The 22,952-nt window shown below is 44.9% G+C and carries 23 protein-coding genes; 8 read left to right on the top strand and 15 right to left on the bottom strand.

Annotation, left to right across the window (positions count from 1 at the left end):
• Nucleotides 1-7: 7 nt before the first annotated feature.
• Both alr and ACNPNW_RS02060 read right to left on the bottom strand, forming a co-directional pair.
• Entirely contained in the window at nt 8-1,120 is a 1,113-nt protein-coding gene (gene alr / locus ACNPNW_RS02065; RefSeq protein ID WP_420937393.1) for an alanine racemase, read from the bottom strand.
• Between the two features lie 34 nt (nt 1,121-1,154).
• Nucleotides 1,155-2,414 (bottom strand): D-amino acid dehydrogenase, encoded by a 1,260-nt coding sequence (locus tag ACNPNW_RS02060; protein WP_213686930.1) that lies wholly within the window; start codon nt 2,412-2,414, stop codon nt 1,155-1,157.
• Between the two features lie 140 nt (nt 2,415-2,554).
• Between ACNPNW_RS02060 and ACNPNW_RS02055 the strand changes: the two genes are divergently transcribed.
• Nucleotides 2,555-3,022, top strand: a complete 468-nt coding sequence (locus ACNPNW_RS02055; protein ID WP_420937392.1) for an Lrp/AsnC ligand binding domain-containing protein — start codon at nt 2,555-2,557, stop codon at nt 3,020-3,022.
• 87 nt (nt 3,023-3,109) lie between these two features.
• Here the strand turns inward: ACNPNW_RS02055 and lysM are convergent, their stop codons facing one another.
• The 6 genes from lysM to ACNPNW_RS02025 all read right to left on the bottom strand — a co-directional run bounded on the left by lysM (nt 3,110) and on the right by ACNPNW_RS02025 (nt 6,868).
• Entirely contained in the window at nt 3,110-3,604 is a 495-nt protein-coding gene (gene lysM, locus ACNPNW_RS02050) for a peptidoglycan-binding protein LysM (protein ID WP_004279231.1), read from the bottom strand.
• A gap of 185 nt (nt 3,605-3,789) precedes the next feature.
• The gene (gene acpP / locus ACNPNW_RS02045; RefSeq protein WP_004646101.1) at nt 3,790-4,026 is read right to left on the bottom strand and encodes an acyl carrier protein; all 237 of its coding nucleotides are present in this window, start codon (nt 4,024-4,026) and stop codon (nt 3,790-3,792) included.
• 83 nt (nt 4,027-4,109) lie between these two features.
• Entirely contained in the window at nt 4,110-4,844 is a 735-nt protein-coding gene (gene fabG / locus ACNPNW_RS02040; protein ID WP_004646100.1) for a 3-oxoacyl-ACP reductase FabG, read from the bottom strand.
• Nucleotides 4,841-5,827, bottom strand: a complete 987-nt coding sequence (gene fabD, locus ACNPNW_RS02035; protein WP_420937391.1) for an ACP S-malonyltransferase — start codon at nt 5,825-5,827, stop codon at nt 4,841-4,843. Before fabD ends, fabG begins: the two co-directional genes overlap by 4 nt.
• A gap of 223 nt (nt 5,828-6,050) precedes the next feature.
• On the bottom strand, nt 6,051-6,233 hold the full coding sequence (gene rpmF / locus ACNPNW_RS02030) for a 50S ribosomal protein L32 (RefSeq protein ID WP_004279227.1): 183 nt from the start codon (nt 6,231-6,233) through the stop codon (nt 6,051-6,053).
• A 77-nt stretch (nt 6,234-6,310) separates the two neighbouring features.
• Nucleotides 6,311-6,868, bottom strand: coding sequence for a YceD family protein (locus ACNPNW_RS02025; RefSeq protein WP_004279226.1), 558 nt, complete (start codon nt 6,866-6,868; stop codon nt 6,311-6,313).
• Nucleotides 6,869-6,965: 97 nt separating this feature from the next.
• On the opposite strand from ACNPNW_RS02025, the gene ACNPNW_RS02020 reads away from it, so the two are divergent.
• The 3 genes from ACNPNW_RS02020 (at nt 6,966) to ACNPNW_RS02010 (ending at nt 8,663) form a co-directional block, all read left to right on the top strand.
• On the top strand, nt 6,966-7,628 hold the full coding sequence (locus ACNPNW_RS02020) for an elongation factor P hydroxylase (protein WP_420937397.1): 663 nt from the start codon (nt 6,966-6,968) through the stop codon (nt 7,626-7,628).
• 87 nt (nt 7,629-7,715) lie between these two features.
• Nucleotides 7,716-8,333, top strand: a complete 618-nt coding sequence (locus tag ACNPNW_RS02015; protein WP_004646095.1) for an L-threonylcarbamoyladenylate synthase — start codon at nt 7,716-7,718, stop codon at nt 8,331-8,333.
• 45 nt (nt 8,334-8,378) lie between these two features.
• A complete protein-coding gene (locus tag ACNPNW_RS02010; RefSeq protein WP_420937390.1) occupies nt 8,379-8,663 on the top strand; it encodes a hypothetical protein in 285 nt (94 codons plus the stop codon).
• A gap of 81 nt (nt 8,664-8,744) precedes the next feature.
• Here ACNPNW_RS02010 and ACNPNW_RS02005 read toward each other — a convergent pair whose 3' ends face one another.
• Nucleotides 8,745-9,224: a hypothetical protein gene (locus ACNPNW_RS02005; protein ID WP_071851463.1), complete on the bottom strand. Its 480-nt coding sequence runs from the start codon at nt 9,222-9,224 to the stop codon at nt 8,745-8,747.
• Nucleotides 9,225-9,729: 505 nt separating this feature from the next.
• On the opposite strand from ACNPNW_RS02005, the gene ACNPNW_RS02000 reads away from it, so the two are divergent.
• From ACNPNW_RS02000 to ACNPNW_RS01985, 4 genes are all read left to right on the top strand, one after another.
• Nucleotides 9,730-10,524, top strand: a complete 795-nt coding sequence (locus ACNPNW_RS02000; protein ID WP_216986580.1) for a segregation and condensation protein A — start codon at nt 9,730-9,732, stop codon at nt 10,522-10,524.
• Complete coding sequence (gene scpB / locus ACNPNW_RS01995) at nt 10,521-11,111, top strand: SMC-Scp complex subunit ScpB (protein ID WP_420937389.1); 591 nt, start codon at nt 10,521-10,523, stop codon at nt 11,109-11,111. The genes ACNPNW_RS02000 and scpB overlap by 4 nt, the downstream gene beginning before the upstream one ends.
• Before the next feature lie 41 nt (nt 11,112-11,152).
• Nucleotides 11,153-12,205, top strand: coding sequence for a 23S rRNA pseudouridine(2605) synthase RluB (gene rluB / locus ACNPNW_RS01990; protein ID WP_004646093.1), 1,053 nt, complete (start codon nt 11,153-11,155; stop codon nt 12,203-12,205).
• Between the two features lie 323 nt (nt 12,206-12,528).
• Nucleotides 12,529-12,783: a hypothetical protein gene (locus ACNPNW_RS01985; protein ID WP_420937388.1), complete on the top strand. Its 255-nt coding sequence runs from the start codon at nt 12,529-12,531 to the stop codon at nt 12,781-12,783.
• A 43-nt stretch (nt 12,784-12,826) separates the two neighbouring features.
• Here ACNPNW_RS01985 and ACNPNW_RS01980 read toward each other — a convergent pair whose 3' ends face one another.
• Genes ACNPNW_RS01980 through ACNPNW_RS01955 form a run of 6 tightly spaced genes read right to left on the bottom strand, consistent with a single transcriptional unit; the run spans nt 12,827 to nt 22,286 of the window.
• Complete coding sequence (locus ACNPNW_RS01980; RefSeq protein ID WP_420937387.1) at nt 12,827-14,557, bottom strand: ABC transporter ATP-binding protein; 1,731 nt, start codon at nt 14,555-14,557, stop codon at nt 12,827-12,829.
• 10 nt (nt 14,558-14,567) lie between these two features.
• Nucleotides 14,568-15,719 carry an ABC transporter permease gene (locus ACNPNW_RS01975; protein ID WP_005104834.1) on the bottom strand — a complete coding sequence of 384 codons (1,152 nt, stop codon included), beginning with the start codon at nt 15,717-15,719 and terminating at the stop codon, nt 14,568-14,570.
• 7 nt (nt 15,720-15,726) lie between these two features.
• On the bottom strand, nt 15,727-16,665 hold the full coding sequence (locus ACNPNW_RS01970; RefSeq protein ID WP_420937386.1) for an ABC transporter permease: 939 nt from the start codon (nt 16,663-16,665) through the stop codon (nt 15,727-15,729).
• Nucleotides 16,666-16,677: 12 nt separating this feature from the next.
• Entirely contained in the window at nt 16,678-18,684 is a 2,007-nt protein-coding gene (locus ACNPNW_RS01965; RefSeq protein ID WP_420937385.1) for a M3 family metallopeptidase, read from the bottom strand.
• A 20-nt stretch (nt 18,685-18,704) separates the two neighbouring features.
• Entirely contained in the window at nt 18,705-20,507 is a 1,803-nt protein-coding gene (locus ACNPNW_RS01960) for an ABC transporter substrate-binding protein (RefSeq protein WP_420937384.1), read from the bottom strand.
• 21 nt (nt 20,508-20,528) lie between these two features.
• Nucleotides 20,529-22,286 carry an ABC transporter substrate-binding protein gene (locus tag ACNPNW_RS01955; protein ID WP_420937383.1) on the bottom strand — a complete coding sequence of 586 codons (1,758 nt, stop codon included), beginning with the start codon at nt 22,284-22,286 and terminating at the stop codon, nt 20,529-20,531.
• Nucleotides 22,287-22,952: the final 666 nt, after the last annotated feature.

The following is a 22,952-nucleotide window of genomic DNA, read 5'->3' as shown; positions in this document are numbered from 1 at the left end:
TAAAAATTTAAGCGTCAATCTGGAAATGAACCCGAGCGGTCACCGCACACATCAGCTCATAGCCGATGGTGCCTGAGCTAGCCGCCACGTCATCAATCGGCAAAACCACACCTTGGGAAGATTGCCCCCAAAGTACCACTTCACTACCGACATTCGTCTGCGGCAGTGCAGTCAGATCTACGGCCAGCATATCCATACTGACCCGACCCAATGTGTGTGTTTTCATTGAATCGACCAGCACAGGCGTACCGGTCGCCGATAGACGTTGATAGCCATCGGCATAGCCACAGGCCACAATGCCGATCCGCATATCCTGTGTGGCAATAAATTTGGAACCATAGCCAATGCTCTGACCTGACTGGATCATTTGAATGGCGATAATTTCACTGCGTAAGCTCATGCTCGGTTGCAGATTCCAGTCTAGAATCGTGTGTATTGGATAATCCGGTGAACTGCCATACAGCATGATGCCGCTACGTACGATATCGGAATGAAGGGTTTGATGATGCCGCAGAATGGCCGCACTGTTACTGAGTGAGGTTTTACCTTCAAGCCCCTGAATGGTCTGGCTAAAAATCAGGTTTTGATGCTGAATCCCGTCCTGCCCAAAACGCTGACCATCCGCATCGGAGAAATGGGTCATATGCGTGATTGAACGGACAGTATTCAGCTGATGCAGCTCCTGCCAGATTTCTGCATATTGCTGTGGCTCAAAACCCAGCCGGTTCATGCCACTGTTCATTTTTAAATACACATCAAACTGCACATCTGGTGCTATTGCAGCAAACTGTTTTAGCCATTGCACTTGATGCGAGGAATGAATAGCAAAGCTCATTTCATGCTTGGCACATTCGAATAAATCCTCGAGAGCAAAAATACCTTCGAGCAACATTAACGGCTTTTTGCATCCGATCGCACGCAGCCTTTTGCCCTCCTCTATATCCAGAAAGGCAAAACCGTCCACATCCTGAAATGCCGCATAAACCCGTTCAATCCCGTGCCCATAGGCATTGGCCTTGACCACGGCAAATACCTGACTATTGGGCATACATTGGCGCGCCACACTTAAATTATGCGCAAGCGCCTGTTGATGGATAATTGCAGTAATGGGACGTGGCATACATTCCTCCTTGAATATTCCGCCTCAGATGGCTCTAAGCCGCGTGGTGATAGCGCGCCAATGACAATCCTTCGGTACTAATTTCAGGATCACGGGCCAAGACCAGATCGCTGATTAATTTCCCTGAACCGCAGGCCATGGTCCAACCCAGCGTGCCATGTCCAGTATTCAGGAACAGGTTTTTAAAACGGGTTTTCCCAATAATTGGCGTACTGTCCGGGGTCATTGGACGCAGGCCTGTCCAGAAGCTGGCCTGATTCATGTCACCCCCCGGGAATAAATCACGGGTCACCATTTCCAACGTGCCACGACGGTCTTCATTCAGACCCAAGTTAAAACCGCTCAGTTCAGCCATTCCCCCTACGCGGATGCGCTGGTCGAAACGGGTGATTGCAATTTTATAGGTTTCATCCAGCACGGTAGATTGCGGAGCGAAGGCTGGATCTAGAATAGGAATGGTTAATGAATAACCTTTTACTGGATATACCGGCAAATTCAGTTCAAGCGGTTTAAGGAAATCACGTGAATAACTACCAAAGGCCAGCACATATTTATCTGCCGTGAGCACCTGACCATTGACCAGAACACCTTTGATCTGGTCACCTTCTACAATCAGCTTTTCAACGTTTTGATTAAACTTAAACTCTACACCCATCCCTTTGGCATGTTCTGCTAGGGCATTGGTAAACAGATAGCAGTCACCTGTTTCATCATTGGGTAAATGAAGACCACCCACCAGTTTGTCTTTTGCCTGTGCCAATGCCGGTTCTACACGCGCCAGTCCATCGCGATCCAGCAGTTCAAACTCAACTCCAGTTTCCTTCAGAACTTCGATATCGCGCTGAACTGCATCCAGCTGCGCATCTTTACGGAAAATCTGCAAAGTACCTTTCGCGCGGTTTTCATAAGAGATGCCAATATCACGGCGCAAATTACGTAAACAGTCACGGCTGTATTCAGCCACACGCACCATCCGTTCTTTATTGACTGCATAATGCTGGGCATTACAGTTTTTCAGCATTTGTGCCATCCACTGCAATTGCCACAAGCTGCCATCGACATTGATCGCCAACGGTGCATGATGCTGAAACATCCATTTGACTGCCTTAAATGGAATACCTGGTGCAGCCCAAGGGGTCGAATATCCTGGAGAAATCTGCCCGGCATTACCGAAGCTGGTTTCTTGCGCCGGACCTGCCTGACGATCCAACACAGTCACGGTTGCTCCCTGCTGCGCCAGATAGTAAGCGCTTGCCACACCAATCACACCACTACCTAAAACCAATACGCGCATTACCTTAACCCTCAAACATCTTTTCAGTTTATTTCACTAGTATATTTTTGCTTTAATAGTTAAATTCACTATATTCAGACTGTATATTCAGTGAAATAAATATTTTTTCGGGCAGAATTAAAAAAAAGAGGGAAATATTGATGCGCAAATTAGACCGCATTGACCGCATGATTCTGGATATCCTGCAACGCGATGGCCGGATTGCCATTAGCGAACTTGCAGCACGCGTCAATCTATCGACCACACCCTGTTCAGAGCGGGTAAAACGGCTAGAGCGTGAAGGCATCATCATGGGCTATTACGCCCGTTTAAATCCGGAAATGCTGGAGCGCAACCTGCTGGTTTTTCTGGAAATCAAACTCTCCGCCAAATCAGGTGATGTCTTTGATCAGGTCGCGCGCAACCTGACGGAAATTCCGGAAGTCCTGGAATGCCATTTAATTTCCGGTGATTTTGATTATCTGGTCAAAGCGCGTTTAAAAGAAATGAGTGCCTATCGCCGCTTGTTGGGAGAATTACTGAAAAAACTGCCCGCTTCTGCGTCCTCACACAGTTATGTCGTCATGGAAGAGGTCAAAGAAAGTTTATATCTGGACTTGGGTATTTAGTAATGATGGCTTTTTAAAGCTACCGGCAAAAACAGCAAAGCCCCAAACGGGGCTTTGAGATCGAACATTGATTGGACTTATTAAACCTTAAGCAGGAATGCGGAGCACCTGTCCCGGGAAAATATCATCTGCATCTTTGAGCAACGGACGGTTAGCTTCAAAAATCTTATTATACTGATTGGCATCACCATAAAATTCTTTTGAGATTTTTGACAAACTGTCACCTGATTTCACCGTGTAGAACTTACTTTCCGGCTCAGGACTGCTCACCGTAAGCTGATCATCCACTTTGGCCACATGATCAATATTACCCACAGCCAGAACAATCTTTTCACGATCAGCCTGACTTTGTACCTGACCTCTGACCGTCGCCAGATCCGAAGCAGAGTTATAACTGATGGATAAGCCAGTGATCGGAAGACCCAGACTTTTCACATGGCCGAGTAATTTGTTTGCCACTTCCTGAGCAGAAGGCTCTGCTGGTTGTGCTGCAGCCGGCGTTGTCGTTGTAGGTGCAGCCTGTGGTTCCGCAGCAGCTGTATTCTTCTTACCGATACCTTTTACAAAATCAAAAAGACCCATAGCGGACTCCATTCTTGTTGTTAATGTCACATCACTCTTATTTTTATAATGAAAACTCTATAGAGATAGTTAGTCATTGGTGACAGAAAGGTAATGGATTGTAAAACCTCCATTCATCTGAAAAGCAGACACAAAAAAACCACCTCAAGGGTGGTCTTTATGTTCAGCAAAGCTGAAATCGGCGATTAACCCAGTTTCTTAGAAACGTAGTCAATTGCAGATTGAACAGTTGTGATTTCGTTAGAATCTTCATCAGGAATCGTGATGTCGAAGTCATTTTCGAAAGACATAACAAGTTCAACTAGATCTAGAGAATCTGCACCCAAGTCATCCATGAAAGACGCTTCGTTTTTAATCTCTTCGATTTTGATACCAAGTTGTTCTGCAACTGCTTGCTTAACACGTTGTTCGATATCGCTCACAGGAATTCTCCTCATTGCTTGTGGCGTTTTTAATGCCGTTAGTTTAATTGAATCTAAAAAATTTGGAAAGTTTATACTTGAGCTTAGCTCATGTATAAGCCCCCATTTACATGCATAACTGTACCAGTAATGTAACTGGCTTTATCCGAAGCCAAGAAACTTACGGCATTTGCGATATCCTGCGGATCACCTAAACGGTTTAATGCCACCTGCTCAGTCATCTTTTTACGAATTTCTTCGCTTAACTGCTCAGTCATTTCAGTCGCAATAAAACCTGGTGCTACCGAGTTTACGGTAATCTGACGGCTACCCATTTCTTTGGCAAGGCTACGGCTAAATGCTTCAATACCTGCTTTGGCAGCAGAATAGTTGGCCTGACCCGGGTTGGCAAAGTGTGCCACCACAGAACTGATATTAATGATGCGGCCGAAACGCGCCTTGGTCATGCCTTTGAGTACACGCTTAGACAAACGGTAAACTGCTTTCAGGTGAATATTTAAAATATCATCCCAGTCATCTTCAGACATACGCAGCAGCAAATTATCTTTGGTAATACCGGCATTATTGACCAACGCAAGGACTGGACCATAGTTCTGTTCGATGTCCGTTACCAGTGCATCAATTGCAGCGCCATCACGTACGTCTAGTACTTTTCCAGCGCCATTTTCAGCAAATTCTGCAGATAATTTTTCTGCACCTGCCTCAGAAGTCGCAGTACCTACGACAAAATAACCGTCTTGAATCAACTGTTGTGCGATCGCAGCACCAATACCACGACTTGCACCTGTTACCAGAGCAACTTTACGTTCCTGTGTCATGCACTTTTCCCTTCTGCCGCCAATACGGTGTTTAATGCATCTTCCAGACGGGATTGACTGTCCAGTGGAAGTGCTTTTTGAATATTCGGCAAGCGTTTCGCCAAGTTGGTCAATACATTACCCGGACCACATTCTACGATGTACTCAATACCTTCATCTTGAAGGAATTGTAAGGTTTTAGTCCATTGTACCGACTCATAAAGTTGCGCGGTCAACGCCTGACGCAATTCATCTACATTGCTTGCCGCTTGCGCGCCCACATTTTGTAATACAGGAATGCGTGGTAGCTCAATGGCGGTTTGTTCCAATGCCGGAGCAAACTGCTCAGCCGCAGGTTTCATCAATGAACAATGCGATGGAACCGATACTGGTAGTGCAATGGCTTTACCGCCATTTTCTTTGGCCAATGCCATGACCGCTTCAACACGATCCTTATTGCCTGCAACCACAACCTGCCCTTGAGCATTGTAGTTGGCTGCTTCGACAGAACCTTCGCCTGCTGCAATTGCTTGTGCACACAGCTCAATCACTTTGGCATCATCCAGACCCAAAATGGCAGCCATCGCACCCACACCCTGAGGTACTGCAGTCTGCATGAGTTTGCCACGCAGGTTCACCAGCTTAGCAGCATCACCCAGGCTTAAAGCACCCGATGCAACCAATGCACTGTATTCGCCCAGTGAATGGCCTGCCAGATATTTCGGTGCTACACCGCCAGATTCTAACCACACGCGCCATAAGGCAATACTTGCAGTCAGCAATACCGGCTGGGTAAATTCAGTTTGATCCAGACCTTCGCCAGTTTGCGCAATCTGCCACAGATCAAAACCGACGGCTTCAGATGCTTCTGCAAATGTCTCGCGAATACTCGCAAACTGTTCTGCAAGCTCAGCCAGCATACCGGCCTTTTGTGAACCCTGACCCGGAAACACAAATGCAGTTTTTGTTGCTGGCGCTGCTTGTTCGAGTGGTGTAGCAGACATAATAAAATCCTTTCATTCAAGAGGTGTGCTTCTTCAATCCTAACAAGAAGACTGACCAATAAGACCACCTAAATCATTGTGGAGCGCAATTTAGCATGTAATTTTGCTGGCGGTAATTGCCAAATACAACAAAAAACCGATACCGCTAAAAATCGAAGACAAAAAAAAGGGAGCTAAATGCTCCCATTTTTTCTACTAAGCTTGACGCTTAATACATCACCAATTATTCAGCAGATGCTTTAGCGAATAATTGACGACCACGGTAGATACCATCTTTAGATACGTGGTGACGACGGTGAGTCTCGCCAGTAGCTTGGTCTACAGTTAATGCATTCTCGGTTAAAGCGTCATGTGAACGGCGCATGTCACGGCGAGAGCGACTTTTACGGTTTTGCTGAACGGCCATGATGGCTCCTTACAAAGATCGAAAAAATGGATCAGAACAAATTCGATTGTCTTATACACAAGAGTATAACACAAAAATTAGTTAAGTTTACCCTTCAAAGCAGCCAAAACTTCAAACGGGTTGTCCCGTTTTTCTTCAGCCACTTCTTCTACGGCAGGTTGATGCTTATGTTCACAAAACTCATGTTTAGGCGACAATGGCATCAACAATAACAGTTCATCTTCTATCAGCGCGAGCAAATCAGCGGTCGCCGGTGCATCATAATCACCTTTGGTCGTTGCTTCACTTTCACCTAGGACGATGAAATCAGCATCCTCATCCAAGCGCTCTATCAGTGACTCATCATCCACAAGTGCCAAATGGAACGATGAAACCAGTTCAATTTCTACAGTTTCCAGACAACGCTGGCATTCCATAGGAACTTTTGTTTCAACGTGACCATCTAGCCATGCAATACGATGATAGGCATCCATTGATAGCTTACAGTCTATGTTAATCAATTGATCATCAATTGATCCAACAGCTTCACGAGCGATACGAACAAAGCGGGATAAAGGCAGTTGACCTGACCATTTAAAGCCCTGTTCAGCCCATTTAAACGGCTCAATCTGTGCCGGAAAGGTATTTGCTGACATAATTAAGGCGGCAATTCTACAAATTCATCAGTACTCTGTCAAAGATTAAGATACAATTTTGTACTTATTTCGACAGACCATTTGGGTAACTCAAGTCATGCATCTGTTGCAGCCGCAAACAGAAGTGAATGTTTCATCACTCGTTAGCACAATTCCAAGCCTTGATTCTGACAGTTCAACACAACAAGTGCAACTCTCGCCATGGGCGAATTTATCGTCAGAAGCGCAGCAGGTGGATTGGCTCATCTTACACTTTAATCACTGGTTTTCCCATTTAAATGTCACTTTAGTGCGCGGCGAATTTGAACCAGAATATTTCCCTGCAAGCGCAGAACGTCCTGCCCGCATCCAGTTTGCCCATGGTTTCTTTAATAGTGCCCTGCATGAAATCAGCCACTGGACCATTGCCGGAGACAAACGCCGTCTGCTGCCTGATCTGGGTTACTGGTATGCTCCGGATGGCCGTACTCGCGAACAGCAGGCTTTATTTGAACAGGTCGAAATCAAGCCACAGGCAATTGAGTGGATGTTTGCCCAGGCTTTTGGCCGTAAATTCCGGGTTTCTTTGGATAACCTGACTGGCGACGGCGGTGATGGTGCCAGCTTTAAAGACAATGTCTACGCTCAAGTGCAGGCTTATTTTAATGGTACAGCCAAACTTCCACGTGATGCAGCGCGTTTTATCCAATGTATCTGTATCTGCATCAGAGGTGGCAAAAGTTTACAATCTGATGAATTTATACGTGAAATGCTTGATTAAATTACACAAATCTACCTTTTTTATGATTGCCAGATCTTGCCTGAGCGCCACATAATAAGCCATCAGCCCAAGCTTGGAGTAGTCTCTATGCTGCATTTACGCGTACACCCAGACAATCCGCAACCCCGCTTAATCAGTCAGGCAGTGGAACGTATCCGTGCGGGTGATGTGGTGGTCTATCCCACTGATGCTGCCTATGCGATTGGTTGCCAGATTGGGAACAAGAGTGCCATGGAGCGGATTGCGCAAATTCGTGGTCTGGGCCCAAAGCATCAATATGCGATTCTGTGCTGTGATTTATCCGATATTGCCACTTATGCCAAGGTGGACAATGCCATGTATCGTTTGCTGAAAAATAATACACCAGCCATCACGACCTTTATTTTACCTGCGACCAGTGAAGTGCCACGTCGGTTGATGCATCCCAAGAAGAAAACCATTGGTCTACGCATTCCGAATAATCCGGTGTGTCAGATGCTGCTCAAAGAACTCGGTGAGCCGTTATTGACCTCTACCCTGATTTTACCGGGTCAGACTGATCCACTTGATGATCCTTATGATATCGAAATGCAGCTGGGCAAACGCATTGATGTGTTTGTAGATAGTGGTTTAGGTACGTTAAGCACGACCTCTATTGTAGATTTATCCGGTGATCATCCAGAAGTGATTCGTCGTGGTATGGGAGATGTCAGCGCCTTTGAATAAATGAGGTCTGAGAATTTCCTACAAACATTGAAGGAGTCAGAATAAATGGATTTATTTTACTTGCTCCTGAATCAGCATGAATTTTCTGTACAGGATTTGATCTATGCAGAACTGCCTTGGACACTGCAATCCAAGGCAGCCCTGGTCGAAGCACATCCTTCTCCCCATCTCACTATAAATATTAATCATACTGAGTACCAATTTTTCCTGACGTTGGCTGTAGCGAGACAGTTGTTGCAGATCTACTCCAACCAGAACGCATGCCTGGCAGAAACTTGCCAACGTATCATCGAGTTTGCCACCACGGAATACAATCATTCCTCACCATGAAAATCTAAAAAAGCATATGGTGAGAGGTTGCAGTTCTATTCTTTTCAATTCGGCATAAATGCAGTGGCTGGCAAAAACAGTTTAGGAATCTGAACTACGTTCATAATGACGAACCGCAATGAAATTTGGACATTGCGATAGCTTCTGTTCATGATGCATGAGCTCTTCACCCAGTTTATTTTTCAGATACACATGAAAAATGATCTGATCTTCTTCCAATACATTGAGCATCGCTGTACGCGCCTTGGGTTCCATGACTTTAAAGGAATTGATTGACTCACAAGACATGGCTTGCATATCCAGTTTAATCCGCTCATCCAGCTGGTCGCCCTCATAGGCCATATGCCGCATGTAAAAACGAATATTGGGATATTGGTCCAGCACACTAAAATCCATTTTCATGGCCTGCATGACAGGTCGGGCCTGTTCCGCAAAAGCTGAAAATCCGCCTGATTTCAGTCCTGTGCGTGCTTCATCTTCAAGCTGCATAATCTGATATTTGGGATAAGCCCAAAATCCCCCGAATGCGATCATCCCAATAACAACCAGAATAAGTGGCATGCTTTCTTCACCTTTTTATTGATTTTTGTGATTCTTGACTATTTTTCGAGAGTATAGCGGTATTTTTGACCAAAAATTATAGGGAAATATTTTATTAATACTTATTAATTTTATGTTTTTTACATGGGAAATCCGTTTAAAAATCATTCAATATCTGCCAGCTAGCTTATTTCCTCTTTTGATGAAAATCACTGTATTGAACGAGTTTTTTAAGTGAATCAACTGGCATCATCTACCAGATACGCTTAATTCTGAGAACCAATTTAACATGAAGATCGCCGCAGCATTTCCCGCTATGTTCTGTCATTTTTCTCGTTGCTATTTTTAAATCGCAGATAAATTCTATTATTTTTTTAAGTTTTTATGGCTTTGACGGCTTATTTAATTTATTTAAAGTTACTTTTCCAGTACAATGACAACGCTTAATCTTGTGCTTTTCTTTCGATCAGATACCGAAAATCAAGCCTTTGCATGCCTTTGAAAATTCGCGTGGCCTATAATTGTAATGACTCAAATTATCCATAACACTATGGAATCTGCTCCACACATTCGGGTTCTGGATGAATGGCAGGATACAATTCCAGAGGATCTGTACATTCCTCCAGCGGCATTTGAAATCTTATTAGAACATTTTGAAGGCCCACTCGACTTTTTAATTTACCTGATTCAAAAAAACGGTTTTGATCTGTTACAGGTCGATATCGCGCCGATTGCAGCACAGTATTTGTCTTATATGGATGCGATGAAATCCCTGAATATCGAGCTGACGGCCGACTATATGGTGATGGCAGCCTTACTGGCAGATCTGAAATCACGTTTGCTGTTACCTAAACCGAAAAGCCTGGCTGCGATTGAGCAGGATCCAAAACAAGAACTGATTGACCGTTTAGAAAATTATTTAAGAATTAAACAGGCTGCGGAACGTCTCGGCCAGATGCCGATTCTGGAACGTGACACTTTCACCACCAATGTCAGTCTGGGCGAAATCCAGCAGCCGAATGAAGGCTATTCAAGCGATTTATTGCGTGATGCCTTGCTCTGTATATTTAATCGTCCTGAACCCGTGATTCATCAGGTGCAACAGGAACCGGTATTGCTGGAAGAACGGATTGCCTATATTGAAAGTTGTATTGAAACTGGCGCAATACTCAGCTTTAAGGACTTGTTAAAACCGAGCCAAGGCCGTATGGGTATGGTGGTAACCTTTATGGCGGTGCTGGAACTGACCCGACAACAAAAAATTCAGATTATTGCTACAGGTATTGAAGCCCCGCTCGCAATTCAAGGAGCCAGTCAATGACACTCGATCAAAATACGCTGTTATCTGCAGAAGATAATCTGCATGAAGTATTGATGCAGCTTGAAGCCATTATTTTTGCCAGCGACTCCGCGGTTTCATTGGCTCGTCTGAAAGAAGCTTTTCAGGATCGCTATAGCAAGCAGGAATTACGTCAGTATTTACAACAACTTTCCATGCTGATGCATGGCCGTTCAATCGAACTGATTGAAACAGCACAAGGTTATCGTTTTCAAGTGCGTGCAAAATATCGTAATATTATTGCACAGACCTGGCCTGAGCGACCGGCTCGCTTGTCGCCTTCATTACTAGAGACGCTTGCGGTGATTGCTTATCACCAGCCAGTGACCCGAGCGGATATTGAACAAATTCGTGGTGTCACGAATAACAGTCAAAACTTGCGTACGCTGTTTTACTGGAACTGGATTAAAGAGTCTGGATTTCGTGAACTCCCTGGAAGACCTGCGTTGTTAATGACAACGCCACAATTTTTAAATGCGTTTGGCCTGAATAGTTTGGGCCAATTGCCTCCCCTGCAGGATGCCAAGGAAGCTTTTATGGCCCTCGATGCGAATGCACCGAAGTCATAAATAGGTGAACTGTTGATAATTATTTCTAAGGTTATGCTGTCATGAGTGAAAAGTTGCAAAAGGTGCTTGCACGCGTTGGTTTGGGTTCTCGCCGTTATATGGAAGAAGTCATTGCCGCGGGTCGTGTAAGTGTCAACGGGCAAATTGCCCAAGTGGGTGAACGAATCGAACCAGGTGATGAGCTTCGCATCGATGGTCGTAAAGTTGCCTTCCAGATTGAAGACGAAATCCGTCGTCGTGTCATTATTTACTACAAGCCTGAAGGCGAGATCTGCTCACGTAGCGATCCTGAAAACCGTCCGACTGTATTTGAACAGCTGCCTGCTATTCCGGGCGATCGCTGGGTAATGGTGGGTCGTCTGGATATTAACTCGACCGGTCTGCTTTTATTCACAAATGATGGTGAACTTGCGAATCGCTTGATGCACCCATCGAATGAAATCGAACGTGAATATGCAGTTCGTGTCATGGGTGAAGTTACACCACAAATTCGTAACAACATGCTCAAAGGCGTGGTGCTAGACGATGGTCCGGCAAAATTCGAATCTTTCTCTGAACTCGGTGGTGACGGGATCAACCGTTGGTTCCAGGTGGTAGTAAAAGAAGGTCGTAACCGTGAAGTACGTCGTATCTTTGAATCACAAGGCCTGAAAGTCAGCCGTCTACTGCGTACCCGTTATGGTACTGTGATTTTGCCACGCGAACTGCGTACCGGTCGCTGGATTGAACTGGATAAAAACGATATCGACAACCTGACCAAAGCTGTGGAATTGAAACCACGTCAAGGTACTGGTTTGTTTGGTATGGCGAAACGCCGTAATGAACGTATGCAGGACAAGCCGATGGCTGCACGCCGTGGCGGTTTCTTGCGTCAGCAACGTCGTGACAGTGATGAGCAACCACAAAATAATACTGGCCGTGAGCGTCGTGATGACAATGCTTATGGTCGTCGTGACAGAGCTGAAAACCAGAATGGCACTCAGTTTGTGCGTCGTGAAAACCGTCCGGATCAAGGCTTTGGTCGTCGTGAAGAGCGTGATGAAAATGCGCCGCGTCGTCCATACGGTATCAACAAAGGCTTTAAAAAGTTCTAAGTTCTGATTAAAATTGAGTCACTTCGGTGGCTCTTTTTTTTGCAAGAACAATAATAATGACCCAATATTATCATCCTGTGGCACCTCAGGCTTCCCGGCTTTATGGTTTCTACATACTAATGCTAGTGCATTTTATGCTGGTTCATTACAGCATCGGGCAAAGAGCAGTTCCTCAGCGCAGCTCTATCCCTTTCAGCGATATTCATTTTCTTCGTGATTTCAGTACGTAGCCTCTAAAAATACTGGATCCATGGACCTGTCTACTGATCGGGTCCTCTCTGTTATTGGTACTAGTAGTCCATATTATAAAAACAAATCGGATATTGCTCATTTCTGAGCATGGTATTGCTTGGTCTCTCTTTGGTCATCCTTACAGCAAGATATGCAAACTCAGTGAAGTTCAGAAGGTTGAATATATCGTGATTCCTCCTGCAGATCAGCAGCAGACTGGGCTGCTCCGCTTCTATACAGCCGCACAGGATCACGATCTTAACCTTAGTCTGTTCAGTACAGCCGACCAGAATCTGATACATATGCAGCTATCTCACCTGTTTCCTGAAAACATCGTTCAGTCATAAAAAATGCCCAACAATGTGGGCATTATATTTGGAACTTAAAATATTATTGTGGAATCCCTTGCGGAATAGCACCGAGTAAACGCTTGGTATATTCATGCTGTGGCGATTGATACAGTTCATCTGAATTGGCGATTTCTACCAACTCCCCATGATTCATCACCATGATCTGATCAGAAATATATTTCACTACCGATAAATCATGCGAAATAAAGATATAGCTCAGACCAAATTCATCCTGTAAGTCTTGCAGTAAATTCAGCACTTGCGCCTGTACTGATACATCCAGCGCCGAGACCGATTCATCACAGATTAAAATCTCAGGTTTTAAAGTCAGACAACGTGCAATTGCAATCCGCTGACGCTGACCACCAGAAAACTCATGCGGATAACGATAAAAAGCCTGTGCAGGCAAGCTGACCCTCTCCAACAAGTCTAAAGCCATTTGTTTGCGTTCGGCATCATCCTGACCAATCTTGTGAATCTGCATCGGTTCCATCAGGATTTGTCCAACAGTAAAACGTGGATTCAGCGAAGCATAGGGATTCTGAAAAATGATCTGGATTTTACGTTGATACTGGGTAAATTCCTTTTCCGACATGTCCAGAATGTCCCGACCCTGAAACAGTGCCTTACCGCCCGTAGCCTTTTGCAGACGCATCAGCAACAAGCCAATGGTGGTTTTACCCGAACCGGACTCCCCGACCAACCCCAAGGTCTTGCCTTTGGCCAGCTGAAAAGAAACTCCTTTTACTGCTTGAAACTCATCTTTGCCAAACAGTCCTTTACGACTATAAAAAGATTTTTGCAGATCCCGTACATCCAGAATAATTTCCTCTCCGCCCTTTAGTCCACGTGAACGTTGCGGAAGCTGAGTATTCAGACGAATATCTTCCAGCCAGGTTGAACCATCCTGTTTCATAAAATCGCTGATCATCGGCAAACGTAACGGACGTTGCGAGAGTTGCGGGCGGCAGTGCAACAAGGCTTTGGTATACATGTCCTGAGGCCGGTCCAGCACCTCCCGAACCGGACCCTGTTCACGGATTTCCCCATGGCGCATCACAATAACCTGATCGGCAATTTCACCAACCAATGCCAGATCATGGGTAATAAACAGCATCGACATCTGACGACGCTGACGTAGCGATTCCAGCAAGTCCAGAATCTGCTTTTGAATAGTCACATCCAGAGCGGTGGTCGGTTCATCTGCAATCAACAGTTTCGGTTCACAGGCAATAGCCATGGCAATCATGACCCGTTGCTGCTGTCCACCGGAAAGCTGCCCCGGATAGGCATCAATTTTAGTTTCTGGCGCAGGGATCCCCACTTCTTTGAGGAGCTCCAGGGTACGTTGCCGCGCCTGTTTTTTATTCATGCCTAAATGTAGTTGCAAGATTTCTGCAATCTGCATGCCTACCGTAAATACCGGATTTAGCGAAGACATTGGCTCCTGAAAAATCATGGCAATGTCTTTGCCGCACATCTTGCGCATTTCACGGGTTTTAAGCTTGAGCAGGTTTTTCCCTTCAAAGATGATCTGGCTATCTTCTGAAATACGTGCGCTTTCTGCCGGAAGCAGGCCCATAGTGGCGAGGGAAGTGACCGACTTGCCACTTCCCGATTCGCCTACCAGTGCAACTGTGGTATTGGCCGGAATCTCGAAAGAAACCCCTTTTACAGTCTCAATATATTCTTTATTTTCACCTTTAAAACTGACTCGCAGATTTTCTACGCGAAGTAGCGCAGGTGCTGTGCTTGGATTGATTTCAGACATCGTTGCGCTCCTATTTCAGTTTTGGATCTAATGCATCACGGAGTGCATCGGTAAACATCGAGAAAGCAGTTACCAATACCGCCATGGCGATTGAGGCTGCCGCCAGTTGCCACCATTTACCCAAAATCAGCTCGCTTTGTGCTTCATTTAGCATACTGCCCCATGACACTACCCCGATAGGCACACCGAAACCGAGGAAGCTCAAAATGACTTCGGACTTGATAAATGCCACCACCAGAATAGACATCTGTACCAGGGCAATATGGCTGACATTGGGAAAAATATGGACAAACATACGACGCATATTACTCACGCCAATCGCCTTGGCAGCCAGCACATATTCACGTGCCGTATGCTTCATGTATTCAGCACGAACCAAACGGAAGACCCCGGTCCAGCCAGTCAGACCTAAAATCAGGATGATTGATAAAATACCTTTCTGCTGTAACACTGCGGCAATGGCCAAAACCAGCAACAGATAGGGAATTGAGGTAAAGATATTATAAAACCAGTTGAGGACATCATCGACCCAACCACCAAAATACCCTGCTATTGCACCCAGTGCAGTCCCAATCAGTACAGCGACAAAGGCTGCAATCAATCCAACCAGAATCGAGGTTTCAGCCCCCTTGATGGTTTTCTGTAAAACATCCTGTCCCCATTTATCTGCACCGAAGACCAGACTTTGCTTGAGTTCCCCACTTTCATCCATCAGCTGGCCACCGAGTTCCTGATTAATGGCCTTCATGTCTTCTGCCAGCGGATCGACCACTCCATAATAATCGATGCCTGCACCAGCACCCTGCTCAGCAGCAATTTCAGCATTCAATTCAGCAATGACATCTTTTAAAGGATCAACTGGATTGACTGGTAGAGGTACAGATTCTGCGCCCTGCTCTGTATCAGATACAGCCGGAACTGGCGCTGCACTGATAAAACTCGGCGGTGCATAGCTGACCGCCACTTCTTTATTCCAGTCTTTGGCAATCAGGCCGCTCATTGACAGCACCAGCAGCAGCAGATAAAACAGCACCACATACAGGGAAAACATGGCAATCCGGTCACGTTTCAAACGGCGCATGGCCAGTTGCCATAATCCTGTTGAAGCCGATTCAGGTGCTGCTTCAGCCGCTTGTTCTTTTTTAAATATCGCACTCAGCATAATTCACCTACTTCAACTGTACACGCGGATCGACCCATTTATAGATCAGATCGGCAATCAGGTTGAATATCATGGTCGCAGCAGCAACATAGACCGTAATGGCTTTAATCACAGGAAAATCAGAACGTTCTACCGCAATAATAACTTCACGGCCAATTCCCGGAATACCAAAAAAACGCTCAATCAGGAAAGCACCGATCAGCAGTGCCGGAAGTCCTGCCATCACATCGGTAATAATCGGAATGGAGGCATTGCGCAAGACATGCACGCCCATGATACGGTTTTCACCCAGGCCTTTGGCACGCGCAGTACGCACATAGTCCTGATTGACTTCATCCAGTACGAAACTACGATACAGGCGTAAAGTCGGTGCAATACTGACCACCAACATAATCAGCACAGGTAGCAAGGCGTATTTGAAAAGGTTATCAGCGAAATTATCGCTCCAGCCCTGTACCGGGAACCAGCTCAATTCATAAGCCAGGAAATACTGGAACACGATGATGTACACCAGAATACTGATCGACATACCGATCGTACACAGCATCATGATCATGCTATCTGTCAAAGAACCACGAACTGAAGCCACACCTAAAGCCAGAATGATAGAAATAATAGTTTGCAGAATGGTCAGTGGAATCAGAATGGTCAGTGAGGGCCCCAAACGGGTGGTGATAATCTGTGCTACCGATTCCCCGGTACTCCAGCTCACCCCATAATCAAAGGTTAAAATCTGCTTGATAAAGATCCAGAGTTGGACGTAATACGGTTGATCCACACCCAGTTGCTGACGGATGTTCTCAATCTGTTCCGCATTGGCCATTTTACCGGCCAGAATATAGGCAGGGTCTCCACCTACCCAGTTAAACAGCAGGAAAATCAGCAAAATCACCCCGAGCATGGTCGGGATCATTTGCCAAAGCCGTCGAATAATATATGCCAGCATCGCTTGCCTTCCTTAATTTTTTCCTGAAATTTCATTAAAGAAAGCTTTGCTGTCCGGATCACGACCCAAGAAGTCTTTCACCATTTGCTCGCCATGCTTTTGTCCGCCTTGGGCCAGGACCGTATTGCGATAATGCGCACCGACTTTCTTGTCCATCAGCTGATCACCAAAGGATGAAAGCATATCCAGGGCAATGACCTCAGACCACATATAGCTGTAGTAACCTGCCTGATAGCCGCCCATCAGATGCCCGAACTGTCCCGGGAACTGCTGACCGTTGACATAACCCAAGGCGGTCTTGCCTTCCATATCCTGCCAGAGTTTTAAAGGCTCAATGTTTTTTGCATCTTTACCATGCAAGGCCATATCATATTGGGCATATAAAGCCTGACGGGCGTAATGCAGGCCTCGACCGTAATTCTTCACATTCTTTAAGCGCTCGGTCATGGCAGCATCCACCCGAGGACATGCCGGCTCACAGTAATCTGCTACTTTTGACAAGGTTTCCAGACGGCGTGCCCACTCTTCATACATCTGTGATGGTGCTTCTACAAAGTCACGCTCTACCGAGGTACCAGACTGTTCTGTATAGCGGGTCTTCGAAAGAATCCCGTGCAAGGCATGACCCATTTCATGCACAAAGGTTTCCAGTTCATTGCTGTTCAAGCCCTTACGGTTAAAATTGGTCACCAGTACCGATACCGGACGACGCTGATTCAGGGTACTGCCGCCATAAGCTCCCCAGACAGCTGCATGCCCATATTTGCCTTCACGCGGGTATTTATCAACATATAATCCGCCCAGGAATTCGCCCGTAGCCTTGTCATGTACCGCATAATATTCCACTTCATCATGCCAGGCCTTGACTTTCACCGGCTTGAACTCAATGCCATAGAGTTCCGAAGAAATAGCGAATAACCATTTTTGCGATGCTTCTGTCGGGAAATAATCCCGCAATTTTTCCTGGTCTACCTTGTATTTGGCCTGACGCAGTTTTTCACTCCAATAACCCTGATTCCAGCGTGTAATTTCTGCTTTCTCTAACGGAACTTTTAAAGTTTCAGCCTTGAACTGGCGTAATTGTTCTACATCCTGCTTTTCTAGAGGTGCAACTTTGGCATAAACCTCATCCAGAAAACCGTTCACTGCTTCAGGAGTTTTGGCCATACGGAATTCAAGCGCAGAATGAGCATAGCTTTCCTTATCAAAAAGTTGTGCCATTTCATAACGCAGATCAATGGCTTTTTTCATGAATTGCAAGTTTTGTTCGGTCCCGCGACGCGTGTAAGCGGTCTGGTAACGTTTGCGTGCTTCATCACTTTCTGCCAGCTCCATAAAAGGCTGGTATTCCGGATAATCAAAGCCGAGCAGATAATTGCCCTTTTCATTTTTCTTTAAATTTGCGATGTAACTTTCTGGCAGGCCTTTCATTTCAGCTGGAGTAAATTCAACTTTTTCAGGGTTATCCCGCACATTTTTGGAAAAGTCCTGTCCCAGTTTGGTACTTTCTTCAATAATTTCTTTCAGTCGTTTCTGTTTTTCTGCACTGAGTTGCACCCCGGTGTTCTCAAACTGCTCCAGAATATCTTCTAAAAATTTCTGATCAATCGGATCACTGGCTTTCAGTTTTTTGAACTGTCCATACAGTTTCGGATTCTGATACAGGGTGGTTTGGTATTTGCTGATTTTAAGTTCACAGTCATCGGCTGCCTGACGCAATGCAGGATCCGGATCGACATTACTGTACAGCCCTACTGCTGCACCGAAATCCCGGGCTTTGGCATGCAACTCATCCCATTCAGCTAGATAAGGTCCTGCCTTGGCTTTATCTTTAATTTTTTTATTTTCAAATATCTGGATATCTTTTTGCATGGAAGCCAGACTGGCATCACATAAAGACGGAATTTCTGCAGCCTTGAACAATTGCAACAGCTGTACTTGGGTATCTGCCGCTACACCTTGATATCCCCCCATTATCATTAAACATAAGGTACTTAATTTTAAAGACTTTGATTTCATATTCATCTCCAGATTTTTTCTTACTTTTTCGTATTAATATCGATATACATCCATTCTGAAGACAGAATCGGATGAGACTTATGTCCAATAATTTGGGGTTGGGTCAAGGCGTTACGGTAGGTGCTATAGAGCATCAGGGTTGGCATGTTGACTTCGAGAATCCTGGTCATTTTGCGATAGAGCAGATCACGCTCCGGACCTGGCGGCATGCTCTGGGTTTGCTCGTAAAGACGGTCAAATTCAGGATGCTTGAAACAGGCATTGTTGGTGACATTGACATTCTTGCCATAGAACAGCTGCATAAAATTGTCGGCATCCGGATAATCGGCAATCCATGCAGAACTCTTGAACATGGTTTTACATTGCTTTTCCAGCTTGATGCCTTCAGCAAATGGCATGGCCTTACTGGTCAATCGAATATGAATACTGTCCAGGGTCTTTTTCCAGAACTCACCCTGCTGCTGGCCCCGACTGGTATTCCCAGTAATCAGTTCAATCACCAGAGGTTTACCTTCAGGCGTTTTCCGCCAGCCATCTGCACCGATCTTGTAGTTATAGCGGTCGAGCAACATGTTGGCTGCTTTGACTGAATAGGGAATACTGCTTTTATAGGACGGTGAATAGCCTGCTACTCCTGGGGGGATAGGCATGTGCAGTTTTGCTCCATCCCCCTTAAGTAATACATTGATCATGTTTTCTACAGAAAATGCCATCGCCATGGCACGACGTAAGGCAATTTTTTCTGGCGCGAAACCACCCACGACCGGGTTTTGCATATTCCAGTAATGGTAGCTAATGGAGGGCTCTAAAATACGTGACAGCTTCACTCCCTGCTGAGCCAGCTCAGGCTTTAATTTGTCACCATCGAGGGCCTGTACGACGATATCGCCCTCAATTTCGAGCAGGTCCAGTTCATTTTTCTTAAATGCCAGCATCCGGGATTGCGCTTCTTCAATAACACGCACATCAATAGTGCCGATTTGAGGCATTTTTTTGCCCTGCATGGCTTTTACAATAGCCTGATCTTCTGCACCACTGGCTTTAAAGTCCCAGACAAAACCACGATAAGCTGGATTTGGTTTTAAGATAATCCGTGAGCCTGGTGTCCAGCGACTGAGCACATAAGGACCAGTTCCCACTGGCCTATTCATGACCCAACCCGCTTTGTCTTTATATTTTTCAATCACTTCACGAGCTACTGCAGCGGCAGGCCCATGTGCCAGCAACATCGGAAAGTTCTGATCCGGATTATTCAGCTTTAATATCAAGGTATAGCGGTCTGGGGTCTGAATACCTTCAAACGGATTTTCATAGGCTTTGCCATTTTTTTTGGTTAGGGCCATCCATGCGTCCAGCCCCTTAATTCGGCCATCCAGCAACCAGCTGTTCGGTGAATGCAGCTTTGGGTCCAGTAGACGTTTCAAGCTATAGGCATAGTCATACGAAGTCAGTTCACGTTTTTTACCGCCGAAAACAGGATCATCGGCAAAGTAAATGCCCTTTTTGATTTTGATGGTATAAGTCAGGCCATCCGCACTGACTTGAGGCAGACTGACTGCAGTTAATGGCACTAATTTTGCCGGCGAGGCCAGATAGTCATAGGTAAATAAGGTCTCAAAAATCGCCGCATTAATCTTGGCTGAATAACGGTCATGGATATAACCCGGATCAAAACCGGTTTCAGCCGCCGGAAATACTGTTTTTAAAACTTTATTCGGGTTGGCAGGATTGGCAGCCCATGTGGACGCAACCCCTGCCATCATCAAACCAGCCACTAACACCCCACGAGCCAGTTTTTTTAAAGCATTTGTATTCACATTCATATGGTTCTTAATCTTCTCAAGTTATTTTTTAACAGGTTCAATATCCATATATTGCCAAACTGCTCTGGTCACCGGATGGGCTTTAAAGCCCTGCACATGCGGATGAATCAACCAGTTGCGTATACGGGTATTGTGCAGAATCCATGGATTATCGGCCTCCATCTGACGGTTCATCTGCTCATAATATGGCGCCCGCTGCTGCGGCGGCAGTTTCATCGCGGTCTGGTACAGTGCATCATAAGTTTTGGAGGTATAGCAACTCAGGTTGCCTTGCTGCGCATTTGGCCCATACAGTAACTGGGCAAAGTTTTCCCCTTCCGGATAGTCCGCAATCCAGGCTCCACCCCACATCATATGCTTGCATTGGGTGGCTTCTTTTAAATTGTCAGCAAAATTACTGACCTTGAACTCAATTCGCACCCCGATCGCATCCAGATTTTTTTTCCATAATTCTGCAGAAATCACCGAAGAGCTTGAGCTGGTTGAATTCATTTTTAGTATCAGAGGCTTGCCATCAGGCAAGCTACGGTAACCATTAGCGCCTTTCTTATAACCAAAGCGGTCAAGCAGTTTATTGGCCAGTAATGGGTTATAAGCAATACTGCTTTTATACGTCGGGTCATGTCCACCTACTCCCTCTGGCAAAATCATTTCAGCTTTATCGGCATGACCTTTGTACAACTGCTGGATAGCTTCTTTCTGGTTATAGGACAAGGCGAGAGCACGACGTAAGGCAATTTTTTCCAGTGAATTCCCACCAATCACCGGATCACGCATATTCATGATAGTGTAGGTAATTTCCGGTTCTTTATTCGGATAGTGCAGGATGCCTTTTTTCTTGTATTCACTTTTCAGCTGCTTATTTTCCAGTGCCTGTTCGGCGCCGCTCGCAGTGAGTTTGTCATAGTCCAGTTGTCCAGACTTTAAAGCCAGCCAGCGAGACTGTTCCTCTTCAATAATACTGATTTTGACCTTGCCAATTTGCGGCATCTGCTTGCCTTGCATGGCTTTGACAATACGTTGATCCCACTCGGAACCATCGCCCTTAAAGTTCCAGACAAAACCACGATAATTCGGGTTGGCAGTCAGTTCAATACGGCTACGCGGAACATATTTGTGTAACTGATACGCTCCTGTTCCAACCGGATGCTGACCTGCCCGATGACCATAATGTTCGATCGCTTCCCGTGCGGTACCACTAAAAGCCACATAGGCCAGAATATATGGAAAATTCAGATCGGAACGGGTCAGGGTAATTTGTAAGGTATATTTATCTAGTGCTTTTAAACCGGGAATAGGTGCATCGTAGTTGAACTTGCCAGTTTTTTTAGCCTGCTGGATGACCTGATCTGCCCCAAGGATTTTTCCATCAATAAAAGAAAAAGAAGGAGAATGATTTTTTGGATCCATGATCCTTTGCATGGAGTAGATATAATCACGCGCCACCAGTTCACGCTTCTTGCCCTGAAATACAGGATCAGGACTAAAATAAATTCCTGGCTTGATTTTAAAGGTATAAACTTTGCCATCCTGCTCAACCTTGGGTAAAGATTCGGCTGTATTTGGAGCCAGGATTGCAGGCCGCGCCAGATAGTCATAACGCAACAAGGGTTCAAAAATGGCTTCAGCAACGCTACCACTATAAAAATTATAGGTTTTGACCATATCAAAACCATCATCAGGTGCTTCAAAAGCCAGGTTTAAAACTTTATCCGGATGTGCAGATGATTTTGCCCAGGAGGCTTGCCCCGTAGTCATGGCCAAGGCCAAAATTGTCATGCTGAAAAGTGCTGATTTCAAATTTGTACCTATTCTTGATCTTGAAGTTTTATTGCTATAGGAAGTCTTTAACACATCATCCCATATTTGCTTCAATGGATGGGTCAAAGCTGGACAGATGGAATAAAATGAACAAAGCGAATTTCATGCCATCCTCGAAAAATAACGATTTTTTCCTGTTATTAACTCAAAAAAGCTTATTTTTATTAATCATTTAAAACATTATCAATAACATAATATTTTCCATGAATCATTAATTTAATATTTATTCTTAAAATCTAGCTCCAAGCCTAGTCTGCACAAAAATAAACCAGACCTGTTTCATATTATTGCATCCTCCCACTACTTCAACCTAAGAAAATACATACATAAGCAAATGAAATATATAATTATTATCTTATTAAATTATTGTATATTTTATGTAAAAATCATGCACCATGATTAAACTTTATTCAATTTCCCTTTCAATTTTAGATTCCATTCTTATTCATTAAATATTTATTTTTTACTTTCTCATGGTTTCCTATAGAGACTTTCTTCAGATTTTAAACCCTACTCTCTTAATATTTCTTCATCAGAACTTAGTACACCTCCAAAAAAATCAAATTAAATATAATTTTTTCAATCACTTAATATTTTTTAAAATTAATAATTTATAAGTTGGCA

It is taken from the genome of Acinetobacter endophylla, assembly GCF_053543775.1.
The sequence above is the reverse complement of the archived record's forward strand: the minus strand, read 5'-3'. Positions and strand labels throughout refer to the sequence as shown.